Source organism: Streptomyces sp. NPDC001617 (genome assembly GCF_053596855.1).
On the sequence record NZ_JBSFHA010000028.1, the window covers coordinates 81,670 to 103,788 of the forward strand.

Consider the following 22,119-nt stretch of genomic DNA (forward strand, 5'->3'; position numbering starts at 1 on the left):
CGGAGGTGCGTGTGCGGGGCGGCCCCGAGAACGGGGCCGCCCCGCGTGTCGTTCCTCGGGGTACTGTCCCGGCTCCCCCTTGCCTGCACCACCAGGAACGGCGACCGGCGGCTCACAAAGCCGCTCGACATACGGTCAAGTCTTGTCGGGTCGCCGAGCGCCGTCAGCCGCAAAAGACACCGTTCTGCACGGAGTTGTGGCAAGACCCCTTGATTTCCGGGACGTACCCCGCAACATCTTGCCGATACCCCCTGGACGAGGCGAAGGTGAGGCGGGTGACCGAACAGCTGCGTGTACTGGTGGCGGCCGCGCTCGGCAGGATCGTGGAGCCGGTCCTGCGCGAGGGCCTCGACCGGGCCCAGGTGGTGCTCGCCGACTCCCCGGCCGCCGTCCGACGGGCCGTCGACGGACGGCTCCGCTACGACGTCGTCCTGGCCGATCTGCTGTGGAACGACCACCGGTTGGAGCGCACCTTCGACGGCCTCGACGTACTGGACAAGCTGCACGAGCTGCAGCGCGGCGCCCCCGCGGTGATCGCGGTGCAGGGCCACGGCGTCGAGCGCGACCTGCTGGAGGAGGCGGTCGACCGCCCCGACGTGCTCGGCGTCGTCCAGAAGTCCTGCGGCCCCGCCGACCTGATCGAGGCCGTCCGTACGGCCGCCGCGGGGCGCTCTCTGCCACTGTCCCGCTTCCCGACCGGCGTCGACGGGACCAGGCCCAGCGTGCACAGCCACTTCACTGCGGGCCGGCGCGGTGCGACCAGTGCCCGTCTCGCCGGTGCCATCGCCTCCGGCCGGGCCACCGACTACCGCACCCTCAGCGAGGCCGCCCGGGTCCCGCTCAACACGGCGAACAAACTCGTCGGCTACCTCGGCCCCCTCATGACCGATCGCCGGGAACACCCGCCGGACCTGCCGCTGAACTGCCAGGCGGTGTTCCGCTGGTGCGGCCGCCACGAGCTGTACATCCTCAGCTGGTGCCGACGCCACGGCCATCAGGACCTCGCCGAGACGCCGGTCGCCGTTCCCTCCTGACGACCTCGTACGCTCGTCCCGTGTCCCCCCACATCCTGATCCTCGGCGGCACCACCGAGGCCCGCGAACTCGCCGCCGCCCTCACAGCCCACCCAGGCGTCCGCGTCACCACCTCGCTCGCCGGTCGCGTGACCCGGCCGGGGGCGCTGGCGGGTGACGTACGGATCGGCGGCTTCGGCGGGGCGGAAGGGCTGGCCGAGTGGCTGCGCGAGCAGCACGTGGACGCCCTGGTCGACGCCACGCACCCCTTCGCCGAGGCGATCACGGCGAACGCGGCCCGGGCCGCGGCGGCGACCGGCGTACCGGCCGTCGTCCTGCGCCGCCCGGGCTGGCGGCCCGGCGCCGAGGACCGCTGGCACCAGGCCGGCTCCCTGGCCGCGGCGGCGGACCTGCTGCCGCGTTTCGGCCCCCGGGTGTTCCTCACCACGGGCCGCATGGACCTCTCCGCCTTCGCCCACCTGACCGACCGTCACTTCGTCGTACGGTCCGTGGAGCCCCCCGAGCCGCCGATGCCACCGCACACCGAAGTGCTGCTGGCGCGTGGGCCGTTCACGGTCGCCGACGAGACGACGCTGCTGCGCGAGTACCTCGTCGACGTCCTGGTGACCAAGGACAGCGGGGGAGAGGCCACAGCCGCCAAACTGACAGCCGCCCGCCAACTCCGCCTACCGGTCGTGGTCGTACGACGCCCGCCACTGCCGGAGGGCGTGAGCCCGGTGCCCGATGTCGCGGGGGTCCTGGAACGGCTGGGTCTCAACTCGCCGTGACGGACGCGCGGATGCGGTCGACGGCCCGCAGGACCTCGTCGCGGTTCCTGGCACGCTCGATGGCCGACCGTCCGCGTGAACAGCTCACTGCAGGTCTACTGGTCCTTGGGGTTGCGGCGCAGCAGATACGTGTCCATGATCCAGCCCTTGCGCTCCCGTGCCTCGGCGCGCAGCCGCTCGATGCGGGGGGCGGCCTCGGCGATCGGGCCGGACGCGAGGATCTCGTCCGGGGTACCTATGTACGCGCCCCAGTAGATGTCGATGTCCTGGTCGACGTACTGCCGGAAGGTCTGGTGCGCGTCCAGCATCACCACCACGTCGTCCACGCCCTCGGGGAAGCCCTCCGCGAGCCGGCGCCCCGTGGTGATCTGGACCGGGCGGGCGACACGGTTCAGGCCTGTCCGATGCCGGGCGACGAGCGCCGAGACGCTGCTGATGCCGGGCACGACGTCGTACGCGAAGTCGACGGCACCCCGCTCCAGCACCTCGTCCAGAATCGCGATCGTGCTGTCGTACAGGGCGGGATCCCCCCACACCAGGAACGCGCCGCGCTCCCCCTCGCCCAGCTCCTCGCTGATCAACCGCTCGTAGATGTCGGCACGGGCACTGCGCCAGTCCCCGACGGCGGGGGAGTAGGCCGCGCCGCCCGCCTTCCGGTCCCGGTCGGGATCCCTGGCCTCGACGATCCGGTACGACCTCCCCTCCGGTATGTGCGCGTCGAGCATGTCCCGCCGGAGCCGCGTGAGGTCGCTCTTCACCTCGCCCTTGTCCAGGACGAAGAACACGTCCGTACTCCGCAGCGCCTGGACCGCCTGCAGGGTGAGCTGGTCGGGGTCGCCCGCTCCGATACCGATGACATGAATCTCTCGCACACCCAGAGTCTGCCGCACGGCACTGACAGTGGGTGCAGCGCGTCGGCTGTGGTGGCTGCGGTGCGCGGTGGGCCGGGACCGCGGAGCACGGCTGTCGGTTCCGTGTCCGGGCTGATTCGGAAGGGGTCTGCGTGGGTTGCCGGGCCGGGGCGTCGGCCGTGCGTTCGGGTTGGCGGGCCCGGGTGCGTGGCGTACGGGCGGGGTGCTTCCGGCCGTCGGGCGGTCGCGGGCCCCACCGCGGCCGCTGGGCTGCTGCCCGGCTTCCTTCCTGGGCCGCTCCTCCCGTGGAATCCGCGTCGCCCGATTTCCGCCGTGGGCTTCCGCCGTGGGCTTCCGACCCACAGAAACCACGCCGTCCTCCGACGTCGCTCCCTACCCCCGCAGCCGCGGCGCCTGCCCTCGCGCGTCGATCGGCCCGCCGCCCCGCTCCACGGCCTCCGCCAGCCCCCGCGCCCACCCGATCAGCCCCGCCAGATCCATCCCGTACGGCGTCCGCCGCCCCGATTCCGTCGCCCAGCCCTCCACCGCCCCGGCCCCCCGCCGCAGCAGCCGGGCACCGCCCGTGACATTTCCGCGGGCGGCGTGGGTGAGCCCCACGGCGAGTTGGGCCAGCCCGCGCCACAGCTCCCTTTCCTCCTCGGGCCCCGACTTCCACGCGTCCTCGAACACCTCGTGCGCATGGAAGGGCCTTCCGCCGTCCAGCAGCCCCTGCGCCTCGGCGACGCTCCGCTCCGGAGTCCGTACGACGCCCTCGGGCTGCCGGGCCACCCCGTCCGTGCCGTACGGCAGGGGCCGCCCGAGCCCGTCCCGCGGTCGGGCGTTGCGTGCCCGGCCCTCGTCGTCCCGGTCCCGTGCGTCCCTCGGCCGTCCTGAGGATGTGCTGCCCATACGCCGATTGTCCCGCGCCCCCGCAGCCTTTTTCGGCCTGGCCCCCCGCGTGGGGTAAAGTGCTGTTCGCGCGATCACGCGGTTCACCGTGGAAAGCGCACCGGGACGTGGCGCAGCTTGGTAGCGCACTTGACTGGGGGTCAAGGGGTCGCAGGTTCAAATCCTGTCGTCCCGACGGTGCGGAGGGTCTTCGCAGGCGAGAGCCTGTGGGGGCCCTTCTTCGTGTTGTCTGCCGCGGCGTGGGCGCCGCCGGATGCCCGTCACGGGGCGTGATCTCCGCGATCCGCGACCGGGGGAGGCGAAGGCCTCCAGGAGGACGAAGCGGACGGTTCTGTGATCTCGCAGCGAGCGTGCCCCCCACATGCGCTGCCGCCGCCACGGCCGAGGGGCCTCGGCGACGGTGGGCGGCAGGCTCAGCACTGGGGACAGGGACGTCGTAGCGCCGCATGAGGCGGGCCGTCGATCAGAGCGGCCAGGATCACCCGGCGTCAGTCCGCGATGCCGGAGCGGGCGCGAACGGCACCGGTCCGACGACCCGCCGCCAGGTGAGCGTGCCAGAGCGAGTACCAGCAGGCCCGGCCGGCCGTGGCGCACCGGGCGCTGCGGTCCGTCAGGCTTCCGTTCCCGCGAAGCGGTCGAGCAATGCGTCGACCCCGGCGGCCAGGCCTTCCGGGCCGCCCCGTTCGGCGAGGGTCGTGGCGGTCTCACGGAGCGTGGGCAGTTCCTGCTGCGGCATGCGGTGCAGGCCTAGGCGGAAGGCGAGATCGCGTTCCTCGGGGTTGTCCACCATCGGGCGCAACTCCACGAACACATAGCCGAGGAGCCAGCCGGTGAAGGCCTGGAAGGCGGCGGCCGTACGGGTGTCGTCGAGGCCGGCCCGGCGCAGCAGAGTGAGCACCCGCTCGTGGTCCTTCAGTACGGCGAGCGGCCGTCGCGCCAGGGGGACCGCGAGCATACGGGTGGCGATCAGCGGCACCGCTTGCGGATGGGCCAGGCAGACCTCGTATGTCGCCCGCGCGATCCGGTGCAGTTCGGCGCGCCACGCGGGCACTCCCGCCACGACGGCCGCGCCGGGGCCGGTGCCCAGGCGCTCCTCGAGCTCCGTGTACAGGGCCTCGACCAGGCCGTCCAGCAGGGCGTCCTTGCTCGCCGCGTACCGGTACAGGGCCATCGCCTCCACGCCGAGCTCGGTGCCCAGCCGGCGCATGCTCAGCGCCGCCAGGCCCTCCCGGTCCACCAGCTCCAGCGCGCTGGCCAGCACGCGCTCGCGGCTCAGCCTGCCGTACTGGCCCCGGTCGCTGGCGCGGCGCGCCGGACCGGCCGCGCCCTCCTCCGCCTTGCCCCGTGCCCCGGCCCGTTCCTTGGCCATGACTCGCCTCCCGACGGTCCGCCCATGTCGTGGTTCCGCTCGTGTCGACCCTGCTCGTGTTGACTCTACGCATCACCTGGCGCAAAGTGTATGTATACGTCGTAAATATACGCCATCAGCGTCACGTAATCACTGTCCCTTTGGGGGCCGCACCGGCCGTTCCCCGGGAGAGTCAGCAGTGGGGAGCGCGACATGACAGTTCACAGGCTGCAGGTCAAGCAGGCGAGGGCCGAGCACTTCTGGGCCGCAACGGACGGCGCCGCCCCGGCGTCGCCGGAAGAGCGGGACGTACCCTTCGCCGTCACCTGGATCAGTCCGCAGGCGCGGCGCGCGGCCCAGCGGGTGCTCGCCTCGGGCTGGGTGACCACCGGCCCGGAGACGGTGGCCTTCGAACGTGAGTTTGCATCATACGTCGGTGCCGCCCACGCCGTCGCGGTGAGCTCCTGCACGGCCGCCCTCGAACTGGCGCTGCGCGCCCTGGAGTTGCCCGCCGGCGCGGCGGTCCTGGTCCCGGCCGTGACCTTCTGCGGGGCTGCCCAGGCCGTGCTGCACGCGGGGCTGCGGCCCGTACTGGTCGACGTGGATCCGCGCACCGCGATGGTGACGCCGGCCGGCGTCGCGCGAGCGGCCCGGGCGTGCGGGCCCCGGGCGATGATGGTCCTGCACTACGCCGGAGCTCCGGCCCCGGTCGCCGAGCTGGCCGAGGCCGCCGGGCTCCCCCTCACGCACGTCGTCGAGGATGCCGCACACGCCCTGGGCACCTCGGTGGGCGACCGGCCCGTGGGCGGCCTGTCGGCGGCGGCCTGCTTCAGCTTCTACGCCACCAAGAACCTGCCCATCGGCGAGGGCGGCATGGTCACCACCGACGACCCGGAACTCGCCGACCGTATCCGCCGTACGCGCCTGCACGGCATGTCCGCCGACGCCTGGCGACGCCATCTGCCGGGCGGCAGCTGGCGGTACACCGTCGAGGAGGCGGGACTGAAGGCCAACATGACGGACCTCCAGGCGGCCATCGGCCGGGCCCAGCTCCACCACTTCGACGCCTGGCAGGAGCGGCGGCACGCGCTCGCCGAGCGATACGACACAGCCCTGGAGAACGTCCCCGGACTCGAGCCGCTCGACGCCACCACTCCGGGGCGACACGCCCGTCACCTCTACGTCGTGCGCGTGACGGAGGAGTACGGAACCGGCCGTGACGAACTGATCCGTAGGCTGGCCGAGCAGGGCATCGGAACCTCCGTGCACTTCATCCCCCTGCACCACATGCCGCACTTCCGGGACACGGCGATCATCCCGCCGGGCGGTCTCCCGGGCGCCGACGAGCTCTTCCCGCAGCTGCTGTCGCTGCCCCTGTACCCGGCGCTCACCGAGCGGCAGGTCGACCGGGTCTGCGAGCGGCTGGCCGCACGGACCGTGACGCGTCGGCCCGCAGGCCTGCGCACCCTGGTGATCGGGGCCGGGGAGGCCGGACGGGAACTCGCACGGGACCTGGTGCGCACCCCGCAGTTCGGGCTCGACCCGGTCGGATTCCTGGACGACGACACGGCGAAACGCCGCGCCGCCACTGTCGGGGAACTGCCCGTCCTCGGCGGCCTGGACGACACCCGTGCGGCAGTGCTCGCGCACCGCATCCAGGCGGTCGTCGTCGCCATCCCCGGCCTGGCCGCGGACCGCTTCAGCCGGGTCGCCCGGGCCGCCGAGACCGCCGGGGCGAGCGTGCGGTACCTGCCCTCGTTCGTGGCGGCGCTCCAGCGTGACGTGGTGGGCAGCGACATGCGCTCCCTGGACGTGCCCGAGTTGATCGGCCGCGCCGAAATGCACGTGGTCGGTCCCGAGGCGCGGTCGGTGATCGCCGGGAGGCGGGTCCTGGTGACCGGCGCCGGCGGTTCGATCGGCAGCGAACTCTGCCACCAGCTGCGCGCCTTCGGCCCGAGCCGGCTCTTCCTGCTCGACCACGACGAGTCGAACCTGCACCGGCTGCAACTGGAACTGAACGGCGACGCCCTGCACGCCGACGACGTGGTGATCTCCGACATCCGGGACCGCCGCCGCATCGACCAGGTCTTCCGCGAGCTGCGCCCCGAGGTGGTCTTCCACGCGGCCGCCCACAAACACCTCCCGCTGCTCGAACTGCACCCGTGCGAAGGCGTGAAGACGAACGTCCGCGGCACCGAGAACCTGGTCCGTGCCGCCGCGGCCACCGGAACCTCACGCTTCGTCCTGATCTCCACCGACAAGGCGGCCGACCCGGTGTCGGTGCTCGGCGCGACCAAGCGGCTGGCCGAACTCGTCGTGCGCAACAGCCAGCAGGACGCCCCGCCCGGCACCGTGTTCGCGGCCGTCCGCTTCGCCAACGTGCTGGGCAGCCGCGGCTCGCTGCTGTCGGTCGTGGCCCAGCAGCTCGATGCGGGCTCCCCGGTGACGGTCACCCACCCGGACGCGACACGGTTCTTCATGACCGTCGAGGAGGCCGTCGGCCTGGTCCTGGAGACGGCCCGCATGGCCAGCGGCGGCGAGGTGTTCGTCCTGGACATGACCGGTCCGGTGCGGATCGTGGACCTGGTCCGCAAGTTCGCCCGCTCCGTGCACGCATCCGACATCGACATCCGCTACACCGGGCTGCGACCGGGCGAGAAGCTCAACGAGACGCTGTTCGCGGCGCAGGAACGACACACCCCCACCTCCCATCCGCGTATCCTCGCCGCGACCCCCACCGGCCGGAGCAGGCCGCTGGCGCAACACCTCCCCGCCCTCTATACGGCGGCGGAGCGCAACGACGGCGACGACGTACGCCGCATCCTGGCCGGGCTCCTCCCGGGATTCCCCGCGGTCGAGCCGACCCGCCGGGCGCACACCGCGCTCGCCGATCCGTACCCGGACGACTTCTGATGTCCGCTCACTCACCGTGGCCGCAGTGGGCGCCGAGGCCGCAGGCCCCGAAACGCCGCCACCGGCTTCTGCGCACGCTCCTGCTGCTCGGCCTCACCGCCGTACTCGCCCTGGTCGGCGTGGGAGCCGGCGCCGTGTGGTGGGGCACCAACCACTACGGAGACCAGGTCACCCGCATCCCCGACGCCTTTCCCACCGGCCCGCGCCCGCCCAAGCCCGCCGCGCACGACGGCGGTACGACCTTCCTGCTGGCCGGAGTCGACAGCCGGTCCAAGCGGCCTACCACCGGCAGCGACGCCACGACGCGCCTGTGGAGGTACGGCGCCCAGCGCAGCGACACCATGATGCTGGTGCACTTCAGCGCCGACAGACACACCGTCCACGTGATGTCCATACCGAGGGACGGCTGGGTACCGATCCCGGGCCACGGCTCGGCGAAGGTGAACGCGGCGTTCTCCTGGGGCGGTCCGCCCCTCATGATCCAGACGGTGGAGCGGCTCACCGGGACCCGCGTCGACCACTTCGGCGTCATCGACTGGCACGGCTTCAAGGCCCTCACCGACGCGGTCGGGGGCGTGCCCATCACCGTCCCCGTGGACTCCTACGACCCCGTGCTGCAAGTGCACTTCACAGCCGGCACGCACATCATGCACGGCGAGGAGGCACTGGACTACGTCCGGCAGCGCCATGGCGTGCCCGGTGGCGAGCTGGACCGGATCAAGCACCAGCAGCAGTTCCTGCGCAGCCTGGCCGGCCAGATGCGCGGCGAGGTCAGCCTCACCAACCCGCTCGGCACCGCCCGGATGCTCGACGCGATCACTCGCACGGTGAGCGTGGACGACCGGATGTCCAACGGCGATCTGCGCGACCTGGTGGTCGGACTGCGCCACCTGAACGCGTCGGACGCCCGCTTCACCACCGCACCCATCGTCCATTCGGAGATGATCCGCGGTCAGTACGCCCTGATCCTCGACCGGACGAAGCTTCGGGCACAGTGGCACGCGGTCGAGACGGGATCCTCGTAACCGGTCGGACGTCGACCCGACGGCCAACGCACCTCCGTCGTCGTCCTCAACTGCAGGCGGATCTGCCGGGTTCACCCGCCTGACGGAACATCAGTGGCCGGTCGGCGCCACGTCCACCAGGCTGGGCCGGGACGAGCCGACCCGGCACGAAACGCGCACATGGACATGGCCGCGGGCCGGTCCGGGCGGGCTCCGAACCACCATGCACCGCGCTGTATGCGCTGCCCGCCCAGAGGACGTGAGACCAACCGTGCGACGACGCCGACGACTGCGATATTCCGTTTTCAGATCCGTGCTCCGGTGCGCCGTCACCGGAGCCCTCGCCGTGGTCGGGCTCATCGCGCTCCCGACCGCGGCTCATGCGGCCGCGCCGGCCTTCGTACAGGGCAAGGCGTTCTCCACCTCGAGCCGGGTGCCTTCCCTCTCGACCCCACTGCCCGGGGCGGTGGGGTCGGGGGACCTCCTCGTCGGATGGTTCGCCGAGTACAACGCCTCGGGGACGGTGCGCGTCTCGGACAACGTCAACGGCGCATGGACTCGGGCGCCCGGGTCGACCGCCTTCCAGAACGACACCGGTGACATCGCCCTCTACTACGTTCAGAACGCGAAGTCGGCCCCGAGCGGGCTCACCGTCACCGTGTCCGCGAGCGCCCCTGCCTATTTCCAGGGTTCGCTCTCCGAGTACTCCGGTGTCGCGATCGCCGGACCGCTGGACGCGATCGTGTCGAACCGTGGTGTCGGCACGGCCGTGGACACCGGGCCGACCGCTGACGTACCGGCCGGAGAACTGGTCTTCTCCGCACTGGTGACCGGCAGAACCCCGGGCAATGTCACCCCTGGGTCGAGCCGCGGCGTCGCCTACACGGCCCGTGCGCGGACGAGTTCGGGCTCGGCCTTCGCGGAGGACATCACCTCGGCGGTGGCGGGTCCGCAGAACGGCAGAGCCACGCTTGCGAACGTGGCCGACTGGTATGCCGTGGTCGCGACCTTCCGTCCGGCCTCATCGGAGTCACAGGCCCCCACCGTCCCGACCAACCTGCACGCCACCAGTGTGGCGGCGACGAGTGTCAGCCTCGCCTGGTCCCCCTCGACGGACGACGTGGCCGTGACCGGCTACACCGTGTACCGGAACGGCAGTCCGATCGCGACTCCCGGACCCAACACGACCTCGTACACCGACATGACCGTCGTCGGTGGGGCGACCTACAGCTACTCCGTCGATGCGTTCGACGGCGCGGGCAACCACTCCGCCCAGTCCCCTGCGATCCAGGTGACGACCCCGATTGCCGCGCCCGCGTTCGTCCAGGGAGCCGCCGACTCGCCGGGGACGAGGACGACATCGACCACCCTCACCCTCCCGTCCCCGGTGAGCGCCGGCCATCTCCTGGTCGGGTGGTTCGCTCAGTACGACGCTTCCGGGCAGGTTCAGGTCTCGGACAACGTCAACGGGGCCTGGACCCGGGCACCCGCGTCCGAGCACTTCAACAACGGCGGCGGGGACATCGCGCTGTACTACGTGCAGAACACACGGGCCGCACCCTCTCTGACCATCACCACGAGCGCCTCCGGTCCGACGTACCTGCCGAGCGCTGTCGCCGAGTATTCCGGAGTCGCCACATCGAACGCCCTCGACCAGACGGCGGTCGGCCGCGGGAACGGCACCTTCGCGGACTCCGGACCGACCGCATCGGTCCCGGGCGGTGAACTGGTCGTCGGCGCGATGATCACTGGTGGTCAACCGCTGACCGTCACCCCGGGCAGCAGCCAGGGGGTTCCCTTCGATCTGGAGGTGTACAACGGCAGCAGGTCCTCCACCGTCGAGGGAATCCTCTCCAGCGCGCCCGGCCCTCAGAACGCGCGATTCGGCCTCGCCACGACGACCGACTGGTATGCCGTCGGGGCAACCTTCCGCGCGGCCTGACACGGTCGGCCGCCTCCGGCCCGCGCCGATGCGCGGGCCGGACGGTCGTCGCGCGGCGCGGCCGGCTAGGGACGAAGCCAGCTGATGCGCAGGGCCTGCGCCACCAGCCGCAGGTCCGTGGCCGGCCGCCGGTCGCTCAGGTAAGCGAGGTCCAGGGCGAGCTTGGCATGCAACTGCAGCGCCACATAGCGCTCCTCGGCACATGCGGTGTCGTCGAGCTCGTCTCCCCGCTCCGCCACGTACAGCGCGCCGGGGCCGATGATGCCGGGCCGGACGTCCAGCAGCCGCAGCTCCTTCGGGGTGTAGTCCGGCAGGAACCGTTCGACCTCCGGGCGCGGACCGATCAGTGTCATGTCGCCGCGCAACAGGTTGACCAACTGGGGGAGTTCGTCGAGCCGGGTACGGCGCAACCATCGTCCGACGCGGGTGACACGGGGGTCCGCCGCGCCGCTCACCGCGGGCCCCGCCCGGTCGGCGCCGACCGCCATCGAACGGAACTTGAGAATGGTGAAGGGCCGCAGTCCGCGTCCCACGCGCCACTGCCGGTACACGGCAGGGCCGCGGCTGGTACCCCGCACCAGGACGGCGACCAGCGCCATCGGCACCAGCAGGAGGGGCAGCAGCACCAGCGCCACCCCGATGTCCACCGCGCGGCGCATCCGGGTGTCCCCGCGCACCTCCGACACGGCCGTGTCCGGCTGGATCCGCTCGACCACCATGATCAGCACACCTCCCGCAGTACCTGGAACGGCTCCACGGCGGGGCGCCCGACCCGGCTGCCCCAGTAGCCGGCGCGCTCCCGCAGCGCCTGCAGCGAGCGCGGGTGCGGAGGGTCGCGCAGCTCGGTCTCGTAGCAGCTCATCGCCTCGAGCTTGACGTCGAGCGTGCGCGTGACGTCGACGTAGAGCGACGGCGTGAAGGGGCTGTCGGCCGACCATGCCCACTCCGTGGACGACGGCGTCTCGAACACGGCGAACCGGCGCAGTCCGGGCAGCACATACGGGCGGCAGGCGGTCCAGGCGGCGCGGGCCACGACCCCGTGATCGGTGTTCACGTCGCCGGGGAAGTGTGTGTAGACCAGGTCCGGGCGCAGCGCGTCCACCTTGGTCTCCACCTGTTGGACCACGTCGATCAGGGGCAGTGCGTCCAGGCGCTGGTCGGGCAGGGACCAGAGCTCCAGCGAGGCCAGCCCCAGAACCTGCGCCGCCCGCTGCGCCGATTTGGCGAGATCCTCGGCCAGCCCTTCCCGGTACCGGCTCGACGCCCCTTCGGTGAGGACGACGGCGTGGACCGCGTCGCCGTCCCGGACGTGCCGGGCGAGGGTGGCGCCCGCGCCGAGCAGTTCGTCGTCGGGATGTGCGGCCAGGACGAGCACCGTGCTCATCGCGCCACCCCCTCGGGTCGGGGGCCCTTGCCCAGTACCCAGCGGGCCACCTCGGGAGCCACCGCCTCGAACCGTGCACCCGGCCGCACACCGGCCTGTCGCGCCCAGTACCCCGCGGGCTGCGGCTGCTCGGTGGGCCGGCTCATCTCGGTGACCAGGACACTGTTGGTGCGCGTGGCGACCCGTACGCCGTCCGGTTCCACGGCGATTACCGAACCCGGTGGCCCGCCGGGCTCGTCCCCGCACGGCGGGTGGGTTCGCCAGACCATCACCCGCTCACCCTCCAGCGCTCCGAAGGCGCCCGGGTACGGCGTGGTCAGCGCCCGCACCCAGTCGTGCACCGCTTGCGCCGGGCGGTCCCAGTCGATGACGCCCATGCCGGGTGTGCGGCGGGGCAGCACGTCACCCTCGGCGGGATCCTGTGGGCGGCGTGGCGCGGTGCCGGTGAGCAGGGCCGGAAGCTGCGCGAGCAGCATCCCCGCACCCGCTCGCGCCACTCGGTCGTACACCGTGGCGCAGGTGTCCTCCGGCCCGATGCGCACCGTGCGCTGATCGACGATGTCACCGGTGTCCACCCCCGGGTCGAGCATCATCATCGTGTTGCCGGTGACGGTCTCGCCGCGCAGGATCGCCCAGTTCACGGGGGCGCGGCCCCGGTGGCGCGGCAGCAGGGAGGCATGGAAGCCGATGCAACCGTGCCGCGGCACGGACAGCAGGTCGGGGCCGAGCAGTCGGGTCCAGCCGACGACGACCATCAGGTCCGGGTCCAGAGCGCGGATCCGCGCCACCGCCTCGGGCGTGTTGAGGTCGGTCTCGCGCAGCAGCGGGACCCTGGCCGCCCGGGCTGCACCGGGGAGGTCGGCGGCTCCCGACAGCCGTTGCCGGTTCTCGTCAGGCGGCGTGATCACGGCCGCGACGCTGACCAGTGGTGACTGAAGCAGGGCTGTCAGCGCCGCCTGGGCCTCGTGCACGGCGCCGATGAAGACGACGCGGCCGGGTCGGCGAACGGCGGAGGAGGAGTGAGCGGATGCGATGCGCATGGTGGCTCCTTCGGGATCGGGTGCCTCGTGTGGCCACGACATGGGTCAGGATCACCAACACCGTGGTGGTGACCAGGTACGCGAAGCTGGACGCAACGGCCGCTCCGACCACCCCGTACCGGGGGATCAGCAGCACGTCCAGAACGACGGTCACGGCGACGCCGGCCCCCATGCCCCAGGAGTTCATCCCGGGCCGGCCGACGCCGAACAGATAGGCGGTGGAGACGGCCGCCGCCCCTTCGACGGCCAGCCCCACCAGGAGGATGCAGGAGGGGACGACGGCGCCTTGGAACGCCGGGCCGTACAGCAGGGGCAGCGCGATCACGGACGCGCCGACCAGCGGTGGAACCAGCGCGGCGGTCAGCGCGGTGGCTTTCGGCAGGAGGCGGCGCATCTCCTCGCCGGCGAGCCGGGCACCGTCCCGGGAGAAGCGGGGGTAGAGCACGTAGTGCATCGCGACGGCGGGCAGCCGCATCAGCTCGGCGAACTTGGACGCGACGGCGTACACACCGAGCACGGCGGGGCCGGACAGCGCGTCCACGATGAGGAAGTCCAGCCGGAGGTTGACCAGCATCAGCACATTGCCCAGCTGGCCCCGGGCCCCATAGCGCAGCACCTCGGCGGCGAGCGGTGCCGACGGCCGGCCCCAGCCGCGTCCGAACCCGGTGCGCACCAGCCTGCCCAGCGAGGTGACCGTGGCGGCCGCACCGCCGCCGAGCAGCCCGGCGATCACCGCGTCGGCGCCCTGCAGACCGACGATCAAGGCCCCGCCGTAGGCGGGCAGGAAGAGGAACTCCTCCGCGACGATGACCAGGTTGGCGCCCCGCATGTCGGCCTGGCCCTGACAGCAGGCCTTGCCCCACACGGTGAGCAGCTGGGTGACCACGGTGACCCCCACCAGGGCCAGTTGCCACAGTGGCACGGTGGTGAAGAGCCGGTCGAGCAGTGGCAGCGCGGCCAGCCACAGCAGCGCACCGGCGGCCGATCCGGCCGCGGCGAGCAGCACCAACGTGGGCCGCAGCCGTGGATCGTCCCGCCGTTCCCCCGCCAGGAAGTACGCACTGGCCAGCGGCAGCCCGCAGCTGACCACGACCCCGGTCAGCCAGGGCATCACCCGCAGCAGCGCGTATTCGCCGAGCACCTCGGCTCCCGACAGCCGGGCGACGAGCAGACTGGCGACGAAGACCACGCACACCGCGGTGCCCTGAGCCGCCAGGTTCCCGGCCATGCTGCGGCGTCCCAGCTGGGGCGCCTGCCGGCCGGTCTCGTGGTTGTGGCCACCGGTTGCGGTCATGTCGTCTCTCCCTGTGCGTCGGCTCCGTCCGGGCCGTCCGCGTCAGGAGGTGAGGCCAGGACGGCCACCATCGCCAGCAGCACCCACAGGAACCGGAAGTGCAGCACCTCGTAGTACGCGCCCGCCACGGCCAGGCCCACCAGTGCCGCGACCAGTCCGGCCGGTCGGGGGACCTGGGCGGCGAAGCCTGTGCCGGGTGGTGCGCGCAGCGCCCGGGTGGACTGCCAGGCCGCGGTCACCATCAGGGTCAGCAGGGCGATCACACCGAGCGGGCCGCGCTCGATGAGGGCCGCGAGGTAGTCGTCGTGGGCCTCCTTGGCGTACGCGAAATCCTGGTCCGTCAGGAGCTGCTTCGTCGTGCCGGGTCCCGAACCGGTCAGCCACCGCTGCTGGTACAGCTGGAGGCCCTCCTGCACCAGCGTGCCGCGCTGTTCGGAGCTCGCCCCGCTGCGGCCCACCGTGTTCACCAGTTCCGTCTGCTGCGACAGCTGGGCCCGGTCCTGAAGATGGGCGAGGGGCGCCATGGTCAGGGCACCCCCGACCCCGAGAGCGACGACCAGCACCACGGAGGCCGCGGCGACCACGCCGCCCTTGCGCCAGGCCGTGTACGCGGCGACGAAGAGCAGGCTGACGACCAGCATGAGGACGCCGCCGTTCGACTGGCTGAGCAGCAGCGCCCAGACCAGCATGACGTATCCGTACCAGCGCAGCAGGCGCCTGCGCGGGCGCTGAGCGGCGTACACCATGAGGATCGACACCACCCAGTACGTGGCGGCGTAGTTGGGATCGCCCAGGGTGAAGAGCTTCCGGTCGCCCTCGGTCGGGGAGATCCCCTCGATCGCGGCGATGTGGCCGAGTGTGCCGGCCACCAGGACGGACGCCCAGACCACGGCCGCGTAGGCGAACGAAGCGGTGAACAGGCGCAGGACGCCCGGACGGCGGGCGAGGTTGTACAGCGCGACGCACCACGCCAGGAGCAGTATCTCCTTGCTCAGGTTCATCAGCGAGGAGCCCGGCAACGGCCCGGACAGGCCCGCGAGACCTCCGCTCAGCAGCATCAGGGCGGCCGCCAGGCTGTACGGGGCGCCGAGCCGTCGGCCGCAGGTCGCCGCCCACAGCAGGCTCATCAGCACAGTGGCCACGGTGAGTGCGTCCACCGGCGAGCTGTTGCCGGGGCCCGCAGGGCGCAGGATCGGCTGGAAGACCAGCGCGGCACAGGCGACGAACGCCGTGGTGCGGGTGAGAGTCTCGTACCGGGCGGTGGTCTTGGAGCGTCCGGGCGTGAGCCCGGTCGCGGTCACGGTGGTCATGACTTCTCCCTTTGCGAGGTCAGCCGGATGAACGCCCGGACCTGCGCCTGGGCGAACTCCGGATCCGTCGCCTCGGCCGCCACCGCCGCCAGCTCCGCCAGCACGGCGTCCCGCGCGCATGCCGGGGGCAGACCGAGTCGTCGCAGCGTGCCGGCCAGGAAGTCGCGGACCAGGCTGGGATACCAACCCGTGCCGTCCAGCGCGTAGGCCAGGGCCGCGCCCGGCTGTCCGGCGACCAGTCCCGGATGGCCGGGGACCCGGTGCCCGGGCCGGGTACGCCGGTCGAGGTACTCGCAGTAGGCCACGACGAATCGTGCGGGATCGGAGAGCGGGCTGCCGGCGGTGCGGGCGTGCTCCCAGTCGACGACGCCGGAGACCCGGCCGTCGCGCATCAGGATGTTCCCGGGCCAGTAGTCCCCGTGCACGGCGGTCAGGGGCGCCGTGTACCGCCGCAACCGGCGGCGCAGCGCACGCAGTTCCTCACCGGCGCGCTCGGGGATTCCGGCGGCGCCCGGCGCGACGTCGAGCGGGGCGGTCTCACCGGCGGTGTTCGACTGGAGTGTGGCCAGCCAGTGCGCCGCCGCCGTGAAGTCCGCGCGCACGAGCGCCGGTCGTGCGTGGTGTCCCGGTCGGTGGTAGGCGACCAGCATGGGCACCCCGGGCAGAGCGGTGGTCGCCAGCGCCGGCAGGCTCCCGTGCCGCAGCAGGCCCACCAGTTCGGGTACGGCCGGGCGGGCCCCGCCCAGCGGCAGCGCCGCCACGGCCCGCAACTGCTCGGCCTCGCGGAGGACGCTCGGCACGCCACCGGGGCCGGTCGGGACCTTCACCGCCAGCTCGGGCAGCGCCGAGTCCGGCGGAAAGAGCAGCAGAATCAAGGAGGCGTCCGGATCGTGACTGTGGTCCAGCAGCACGAGATGGCTGGACCCCAGCAGGCCGGCGATGTCGCTGCCGCCGGTACCGGCCGGTGTGGGAACCGTCAGCCGCGGCACACAGCGCCGCACCGCGGGAACGGCCAGCGCCGCCCGGGCGGCCGAATAGAGCCACGCCGGGAGCGACGGTGGCATCGCCAGCAGCGACTCGCGCACGTAGGAGAGCACGGGCGCCCGGTCCTCCGCGACCACGATGGGGTGCCGCTTCGAGGGCAGGGGCAGGTACCGCCGCCCGGGGGGCAGCAGTTCGCTCCACATCCGGTCCCGGGGCGGTGCCGTGGCAGTCATGACAGCACCGCGAAGGGCCGGAGCCGGGCGACCGGCCGGACCAGGCCGTTTCCGGACAGGATGGAGACCGCCGCGTCGACCCCGGCGTCGTCCAGCTGGGGCACGTTGCGCGGTGTGGCACGGTCGTAGGTGAAGCGCAGGGTGTGCCGGTGGCGGGGGTCCTGTCCGCTGCGGCCGCTGCGCTCGAACTCGCTGATGATGCTGCCGGTTCCGTGGCACGCCGTGTAGAGGCTGCGGCCGGCCTGGGGGGCCGGGACGCACAGGAACGACGAGGTGCGGTTGGTGCCGGGCACCAGCAGCGGCTGGCCGGTGTGCGCGAAGGCGGGGTGACCTGCCATCAGCTCGGGCGTCCAGGCCCGGGCCGCGTTGTGCCGGTGCACGAACGCCGTTTCGCCGTCGACGAGTTCCTCGTAGACGGAGTTGTGCGGGGAGTCCACCACGAGTCGCAGGCCGGCCCCGAAGGCGACGCGGGCGAAGCTCCGCAGGGCGGCGTACGTGGCGAGGCGGTAGGCGAAGCCGTAGTTCATGGACAGCCGCTGGGCGAGCAGGATGCGCCGGCCCTCGTCGCCCTCGATCGGCACCGAGGGGCAGCCGTGTTGGAAGTACGCCCCGTAGCGCTGCCGGGCCTCGGCCAGGCTGCCCCGCCTGAGCAGGTGCGACAGCGGCTTCTGCACGGCCATCTCGGTGCGCAGCATGCGGGAGGCCGACTTCCGGCGGGCGTACAGCTCACCGATCTGGCCGGTCAGCACACCACCGCCGTTGTGGAACTGCAGGGTCACCTGCCCCTGGTGCACGCCCAGCCGGTCGGCGATCTCCGGTTCCAGGACCTCCTCGACCTCCTGGAGTTCCAGGAAGTGCGTGCTGGGGCCGATGCTGCCGAAGCGCAGCCGGGCCAGCTGCACGCAGATCCACGGCAGCTCGCGGCGGGCGCGGCCGGCGCCGCCGTACTCCTCGACCGGGAGCCGTCCGAACTCCTCGATCCGTTCGATGTCCGCCGCGTCGATGCCGAACCGCTCGGCCGCGAACGGCGCGCCCTCGACGGCGGCCCGCAGTACCTCGGAGCGGGACAGTTCGAACTTCCAGCGCGGCGGATCGGGGTACCGCTGCTTCACCCGCCTGTAGAACTCCTCGACGGCGGCCGTGGAGGGCCGGGGCACGTCCAGGACGGCGAGCGCCATGCCGCAGTTGAGCGCGGCGTCGGTGAGGGCCGGCCGGATCGCTCCCCGGGTGGCCACCGCGATGCTCGACGGCATCTCCGACTTGCCTTTGTGGCAGAAGTCCGGCAGCACTACCGGCGGCGCGGCCAGATCCGCCGTCTCGGTGCCCCGGCGGACCCGGGCGAGCAGCGCCGGATCGGCCGGTGCCTCGGCACTGTCGAACACGGTGAGGTCGGCTCGGGTGCCGTTGACCGGGTTGCTGATGATGTCGACATGCACGGGGACTCCTCGGGTTCAGAGCAGCTCGTTGAGTGGGGCATAGGCCGCGGCCAGCTCTTCGCCCAGCGCCTTGCTGCTGAACGCGTCGCCGATCCGTGCCCGGGCGTCGGCGGCCAGCCGGGCCGCCTCTCGGGGGTGGTCCAGCAGATGACCGATCGCCAGGGCGAGCAGGTCGGGCCGCTGCGGGGGCACCAGCAGCCCCGTACGGCCCGGCACCACGACGTCCGGTACGGCGTTGACGGCGGTGGCCACGACGGGGGCGCCGCTCACCATCGCCTCGACGATGGCGACCGGGAGTCCCTCGTACCGGCTCGGCAGTGCGAACACGTCGAAGGCCGGCAGCAGGTCCGGGATGTCGGAGCGCTCCCCGGCGAGCACGACCGGTGCTCGCTCCCGGATGGCCAACTCCCTCACCCGGTCGGCAAGTTCGCCCCCTCCGACCCACACTCCGGTGAGGCCGGGCCGGTTCAGTGCGGCCAGCGCACGGACGAAGGTCTCGGGGTTCTTCTGGTAGGCGAGCCGCCCGACGGCCCCGACCACCGGACCCGGGCGGGTGAGACCGAGCGCCTCACGGGCCCGCGCACGGGTGGCCGGCGTCCTGGCCGGGGCGTCGAGCTCCACCGGAATGCCGATGGTGTGGACCCGCTCCGCGGACACCAGGCCGCGGCGCACCACCTCGACCGCCACGGCCGTGCCCACGCACAGCGCGACATCGGTGAAGCGCCCCACCCGCCGCTCGATGCCGACGTAGGCGGCGCGCCGTGCGGCGGACTGGAACTCGTGGTAGGGCAGTCCGTGGAACGTGTGGACGATCCGCGGCACCCCGGTCCGGTGCGCCGCCAGCCGGCCCAGCGTTCCCGCCTTGGCGCTGTGCGTATGGACGACGTCGAAGCCACGCCGCGCGAACAGACGGGTCAGCCGGTGCAGTGCGCGCAGGTCGTCGCCGGGTGCGATCGGGGAGCGCAGTGCCGGCTCGACGATCACCTCGATGCCGGCCTCGGCGGCGAGGTCGAGCAGCCGGTCGCCGCTGCCGGTGATGATCGTCGTGCGGAACGCCGCCGGGTCCAGGGCCTGCGCCCCGCGCAGGGCGACGATGCCGGCGCCGGCCTCGAACCGGGTGATCACGGTGGCCACGTGCAGTCTGGTCATGACCGTGCCTCCGCCTTCTCGGGAGCCTCGGCGGCGAGTCGGTACAGCGCGGCGAGGCCTTCCGCCGGCCGGTCTCCGAGCACGATCTCGTGGGCGGGGAGCCGACGGGCGATGTCCTGGGCCACCTCTTCGACCGGCGGGTGAGCCGGTCCCAGGCCGGTGCCCAGCGCGAGGGTGGCCGCGAAGGGCCAGTAGCGGCGCAGCTCCCCGGCCATGTACGTGCCGGCGACCAGGGTCCGGGCGGCCTGCCCGGGGTCGAGGGGATGGGTCGCCGGACGGCCGGAGGGGCTTCTGCGCAGTACCACGAGCCGGTCCGGGCGCAGCGTGTCGACCCGCCCGGGCAGGGGGAGCTCGCTGCGTCCGTGGGCCATGTGCCGGCCGCCGCCGCCCTCGATGCGCATCGGCTCGACGAGACCGTGGACGTCCCGGCCGTCGGTGACGCCCAGATTGTCGGAACAGGTGTGTTCACCGGACGCCACGGCGCCCAGCAGCAGCGTCGAGCGGCCCGTCCCGCCCGGCCCGGCCAGCAGCGGCACGGACGGCCCGACGGTCACCGCGGAGGCGTGCACCGGCACCTGTCCCCGGCAGCCGGCCCACCACAGCGCCGGGTACTGCAGCAGCACCGCCCGGGCCAGCAGATGGAAACGGGAGCGCAGCAGGCGTGCGGCGACGTGTTCCCGTACCGGCGGGCGCCAGCGGGCCTCCACCCGCAGCTGCTCGGGGGCGACGGTCAGCCGCAGGTCGAACCCGCTGCCGCAGGCGTTGCACAGCACCACCGCTCCGTCCCGGGCGTAGGCGCCGCGGGTGAGCGGCGCCCAGCCGCGGATGTCGAAGGGGGCGCGCTGCGGCTGCACCGCGACGTGCACGTCGGCGGGGCGTCCGTCGGTGCGCCGCCAGGCCCGGGCGCCGCCCTCGGCCAGCAGCCGGGACAGGGAGGCCTGGGCGCAGTCGACCTGGAGTCGTTGGCCTGCCTGGATCAGTACGGCGTGCATCAGCCACGCTCCGATCGGGCGTCGTCGGCGGAGCGTCCGCGACGCCGCGGCCGGCGGTGGTCGGGGTCGCCCAGGACGCCGATGACCGGCCAGCCGGTCGTGGCCGCCAGGTTCCGCACCCGGCGCAGTTCGGTGTATTGCGGAAGATCGGGCTCCACCGCGACCAGGGCGTGCCGGGCGCCGTCGGTGACGTCGTCCACCTGGTGCAGTGCACGCACCCGGACGGTGGGCTTGGCGAAACGGTTCGCCGCCGCGACACGGGTGACGCGGCTCTCCGCGACGGCCGTGCCCTCGTCGGCCTCCCGGCGCGCCTGGACCGCCGTGGCCCCGCGGGAGCCACGGCCCGCCGTGGTTGCCCGCTCCCGGGTGAGGTTCCCGAGGCCGTCCGGTCGCTCGTGCCCGTCATTCCCCTCCGCCTTCGGTCGCGCGGTGCGCGGACCGTCCGCGCGGTCGGAACGGAGCCCCGTGCCGGCGAGGGAGCCCCTGGCCGCCGTGAGCCGTGTCTCCAGTTCCTGCGCGAGGCCGGCCAGGCGCTCGTCGCCGACCGGGCCGGTCAGCACCAGCGTCCCTGCCCCGTGGTGGGCGGCGGCCCGGCGCAGAGCGACGAGGGTCTCGTCGTCGACCGCGGGCCGCGCGCCGGCTCCGGACCTGCGGGTGCGGCGATCGGAGCCGGGAAGCCGGCCCAGTACCGGAGCTTCGAGCTCCCGGCCGAAGGCGTCCTGGCCCGCCACGCGCGGCCGGGCCACCTCGAGCATCGTCACCAGCAGCAGTCCGGCCAGCAGCCCGACCACACCGGTCAGGGCCAGACTGGTGGGGGACAGCCGGGGTGCCGGCACCGCGTCACTGGCCGGGGACAGCAGCGAGCCGGTGCGGTCGCCCAGTCCGGCGGCCTGCGCCGCGCGCAGCGAGGCCTGGATGTCGAGGATCTGCTGGTCGAGGGAGCCGAGTTGGGCGGTGAGCCGCCCGGAGTCCGACGCGTTCTTTGCGTCCGGCAGCTGCGAGGCCACCCGCACCCGCTCGGCCTGCAGCGAGTGTTCACGGTCGGTCAGCTGGGTGACCAGCAGGTTCCCGGAGCCGTTGAAGAAGCTCACAAGCTGCTCCGACAGCGCGCTCGCGAGCTTCTCCGCCTTCCTCGGATCGCGGTCGGTGACCTTGACGGTGAAGACCGCGGAACCGCCCAGCCGGGAGACCGAGGTCTCGCGGGCCACCTGGGCCGTGGTGCGGTCGGTGATGTGCGCCTGCTTCAGAGCCGCGCCGGCGACCGAGCCACTGGTGGCGACGGCCTTCACACGGCTCAGCATGGCGTTGGCCTGGACGTCCGTCGTGGGCAGCGTGGCGGACGCCTGGACGCGCGCCTTGGAGACGTACGTGCGAGCGCTGCGGGCTTCGAGGGCGCCCACGACGAGCATCGGCAGGACGACGCACAGGACGAGCAGCCGCCAGTGACCGCCGATTACGCGGCGCAGAGCTTCGTTGAATTCCATCGTCAGTCCTCACTAAGATCGCAGATGGTCATTTATCGGAATTGA

Annotated in this window: 18 protein-coding genes and 1 tRNA gene; 6 read left to right on the plus strand and 13 right to left on the minus strand. The window is 72.7% G+C overall.

The window, feature by feature from the left end:
- The first annotated feature begins 275 nt into the window (after positions 1-275).
- Together ACWC09_RS22295 and ACWC09_RS22300 are read left to right on the plus strand one after the other, a co-directional pair.
- Positions 276-1,034, plus strand: a complete 759-nt coding sequence (locus ACWC09_RS22295; protein ID WP_450852312.1) for a hypothetical protein — start codon at positions 276-278, stop codon at positions 1,032-1,034.
- Positions 1,035-1,054: 20 nt separating this feature from the next.
- Complete coding sequence (locus ACWC09_RS22300) at positions 1,055-1,801, plus strand: cobalt-precorrin-6A reductase (RefSeq protein WP_450852313.1); 747 nt, start codon at positions 1,055-1,057, stop codon at positions 1,799-1,801.
- A 95-nt stretch (positions 1,802-1,896) separates the two neighbouring features.
- Here the strand turns inward: ACWC09_RS22300 and cobF are convergent, their stop codons facing one another.
- Both cobF and ACWC09_RS22310 read right to left on the minus strand, forming a co-directional pair.
- Positions 1,897-2,673, minus strand: a complete 777-nt coding sequence (gene cobF / locus ACWC09_RS22305) for a precorrin-6A synthase (deacetylating) (RefSeq protein ID WP_450852314.1) — start codon at positions 2,671-2,673, stop codon at positions 1,897-1,899.
- Between the two features lie 372 nt (positions 2,674-3,045).
- The gene (locus ACWC09_RS22310; protein WP_450852315.1) at positions 3,046-3,561 is read right to left on the minus strand and encodes a DUF309 domain-containing protein; all 516 of its coding nucleotides are present in this window, start codon (positions 3,559-3,561) and stop codon (positions 3,046-3,048) included.
- A 101-nt stretch (positions 3,562-3,662) separates the two neighbouring features.
- Between ACWC09_RS22310 and ACWC09_RS22315 the strand changes: the two genes are divergently transcribed.
- A tRNA-Pro gene (locus ACWC09_RS22315) sits at positions 3,663-3,736 on the plus strand.
- Positions 3,737-4,171: 435 nt separating this feature from the next.
- On the opposite strand, the gene ACWC09_RS22320 is transcribed toward ACWC09_RS22315, so the two are convergent.
- Complete coding sequence (locus ACWC09_RS22320) at positions 4,172-4,930, minus strand: TetR/AcrR family transcriptional regulator (protein WP_450852316.1); 759 nt, start codon at positions 4,928-4,930, stop codon at positions 4,172-4,174.
- 192 nt (positions 4,931-5,122) lie between these two features.
- Here ACWC09_RS22320 and ACWC09_RS22325 point away from each other — a divergent pair, with 192 nt between their 5' ends.
- The 3 genes from ACWC09_RS22325 (at position 5,123) to ACWC09_RS22335 (ending at position 10,768) form a co-directional block, all read left to right on the plus strand.
- Positions 5,123-7,822, plus strand: coding sequence for a DegT/DnrJ/EryC1/StrS family aminotransferase (locus ACWC09_RS22325; protein ID WP_450852317.1), 2,700 nt, complete (start codon positions 5,123-5,125; stop codon positions 7,820-7,822).
- Positions 7,822-8,847, plus strand: coding sequence for an LCP family protein (locus tag ACWC09_RS22330; protein WP_450852318.1), 1,026 nt, complete (start codon positions 7,822-7,824; stop codon positions 8,845-8,847). Before ACWC09_RS22325 ends, ACWC09_RS22330 begins: the two co-directional genes overlap by 1 nt.
- A gap of 292 nt (positions 8,848-9,139) precedes the next feature.
- Complete coding sequence (locus ACWC09_RS22335) at positions 9,140-10,768, plus strand: fibronectin type III domain-containing protein (RefSeq protein ID WP_450852319.1); 1,629 nt, start codon at positions 9,140-9,142, stop codon at positions 10,766-10,768.
- A 65-nt stretch (positions 10,769-10,833) separates the two neighbouring features.
- Here the strand turns inward: ACWC09_RS22335 and ACWC09_RS22340 are convergent, their stop codons facing one another.
- The 10 genes from ACWC09_RS22340 to ACWC09_RS22385 are packed head-to-tail and all read right to left on the minus strand — an operon-like array spanning position 10,834 to position 22,074.
- On the minus strand, positions 10,834-11,487 hold the full coding sequence (locus tag ACWC09_RS22340) for a sugar transferase (RefSeq protein WP_450852320.1): 654 nt from the start codon (positions 11,485-11,487) through the stop codon (positions 10,834-10,836).
- A 2-nt stretch (positions 11,488-11,489) separates the two neighbouring features.
- Complete coding sequence (locus ACWC09_RS22345) at positions 11,490-12,152, minus strand: PIG-L deacetylase family protein (RefSeq protein ID WP_450852321.1); 663 nt, start codon at positions 12,150-12,152, stop codon at positions 11,490-11,492.
- Positions 12,149-13,123, minus strand: coding sequence for a methionyl-tRNA formyltransferase (locus ACWC09_RS22350; protein WP_450852322.1), 975 nt, complete (start codon positions 13,121-13,123; stop codon positions 12,149-12,151). Before ACWC09_RS22350 ends, ACWC09_RS22345 begins: the two co-directional genes overlap by 4 nt.
- Positions 13,044-14,486 (minus strand): lipopolysaccharide biosynthesis protein, encoded by a 1,443-nt coding sequence (locus ACWC09_RS22355; RefSeq protein ID WP_450852323.1) that lies wholly within the window; start codon positions 14,484-14,486, stop codon positions 13,044-13,046. The genes ACWC09_RS22350 and ACWC09_RS22355 overlap by 80 nt, the downstream gene beginning before the upstream one ends.
- A complete protein-coding gene (locus ACWC09_RS22360) occupies positions 14,483-15,796 on the minus strand; it encodes an O-antigen ligase family protein (RefSeq protein WP_450852324.1) in 1,314 nt (437 codons plus the stop codon). The genes ACWC09_RS22355 and ACWC09_RS22360 overlap by 4 nt, the downstream gene beginning before the upstream one ends.
- A complete protein-coding gene (locus ACWC09_RS22365) occupies positions 15,793-17,013 on the minus strand; it encodes a phosphotransferase family protein (RefSeq protein ID WP_450852325.1) in 1,221 nt (406 codons plus the stop codon). The genes ACWC09_RS22360 and ACWC09_RS22365 overlap by 4 nt, the downstream gene beginning before the upstream one ends.
- Positions 17,010-18,449 (minus strand): RtcB family protein, encoded by a 1,440-nt coding sequence (locus ACWC09_RS22370; RefSeq protein ID WP_450852326.1) that lies wholly within the window; start codon positions 18,447-18,449, stop codon positions 17,010-17,012. Before ACWC09_RS22370 ends, ACWC09_RS22365 begins: the two co-directional genes overlap by 4 nt.
- Positions 18,450-18,464: 15 nt before the next feature.
- The gene (locus ACWC09_RS22375; protein ID WP_450852327.1) at positions 18,465-19,598 is read right to left on the minus strand and encodes a glycosyltransferase; all 1,134 of its coding nucleotides are present in this window, start codon (positions 19,596-19,598) and stop codon (positions 18,465-18,467) included.
- A complete protein-coding gene (locus ACWC09_RS22380; RefSeq protein WP_450852328.1) occupies positions 19,595-20,590 on the minus strand; it encodes a hypothetical protein in 996 nt (331 codons plus the stop codon). The genes ACWC09_RS22375 and ACWC09_RS22380 overlap by 4 nt, the downstream gene beginning before the upstream one ends.
- The gene (locus tag ACWC09_RS22385; RefSeq protein ID WP_450852329.1) at positions 20,590-22,074 is read right to left on the minus strand and encodes a hypothetical protein; all 1,485 of its coding nucleotides are present in this window, start codon (positions 22,072-22,074) and stop codon (positions 20,590-20,592) included. Before ACWC09_RS22385 ends, ACWC09_RS22380 begins: the two co-directional genes overlap by 1 nt.
- Positions 22,075-22,119 lie beyond the last annotated feature (45 nt).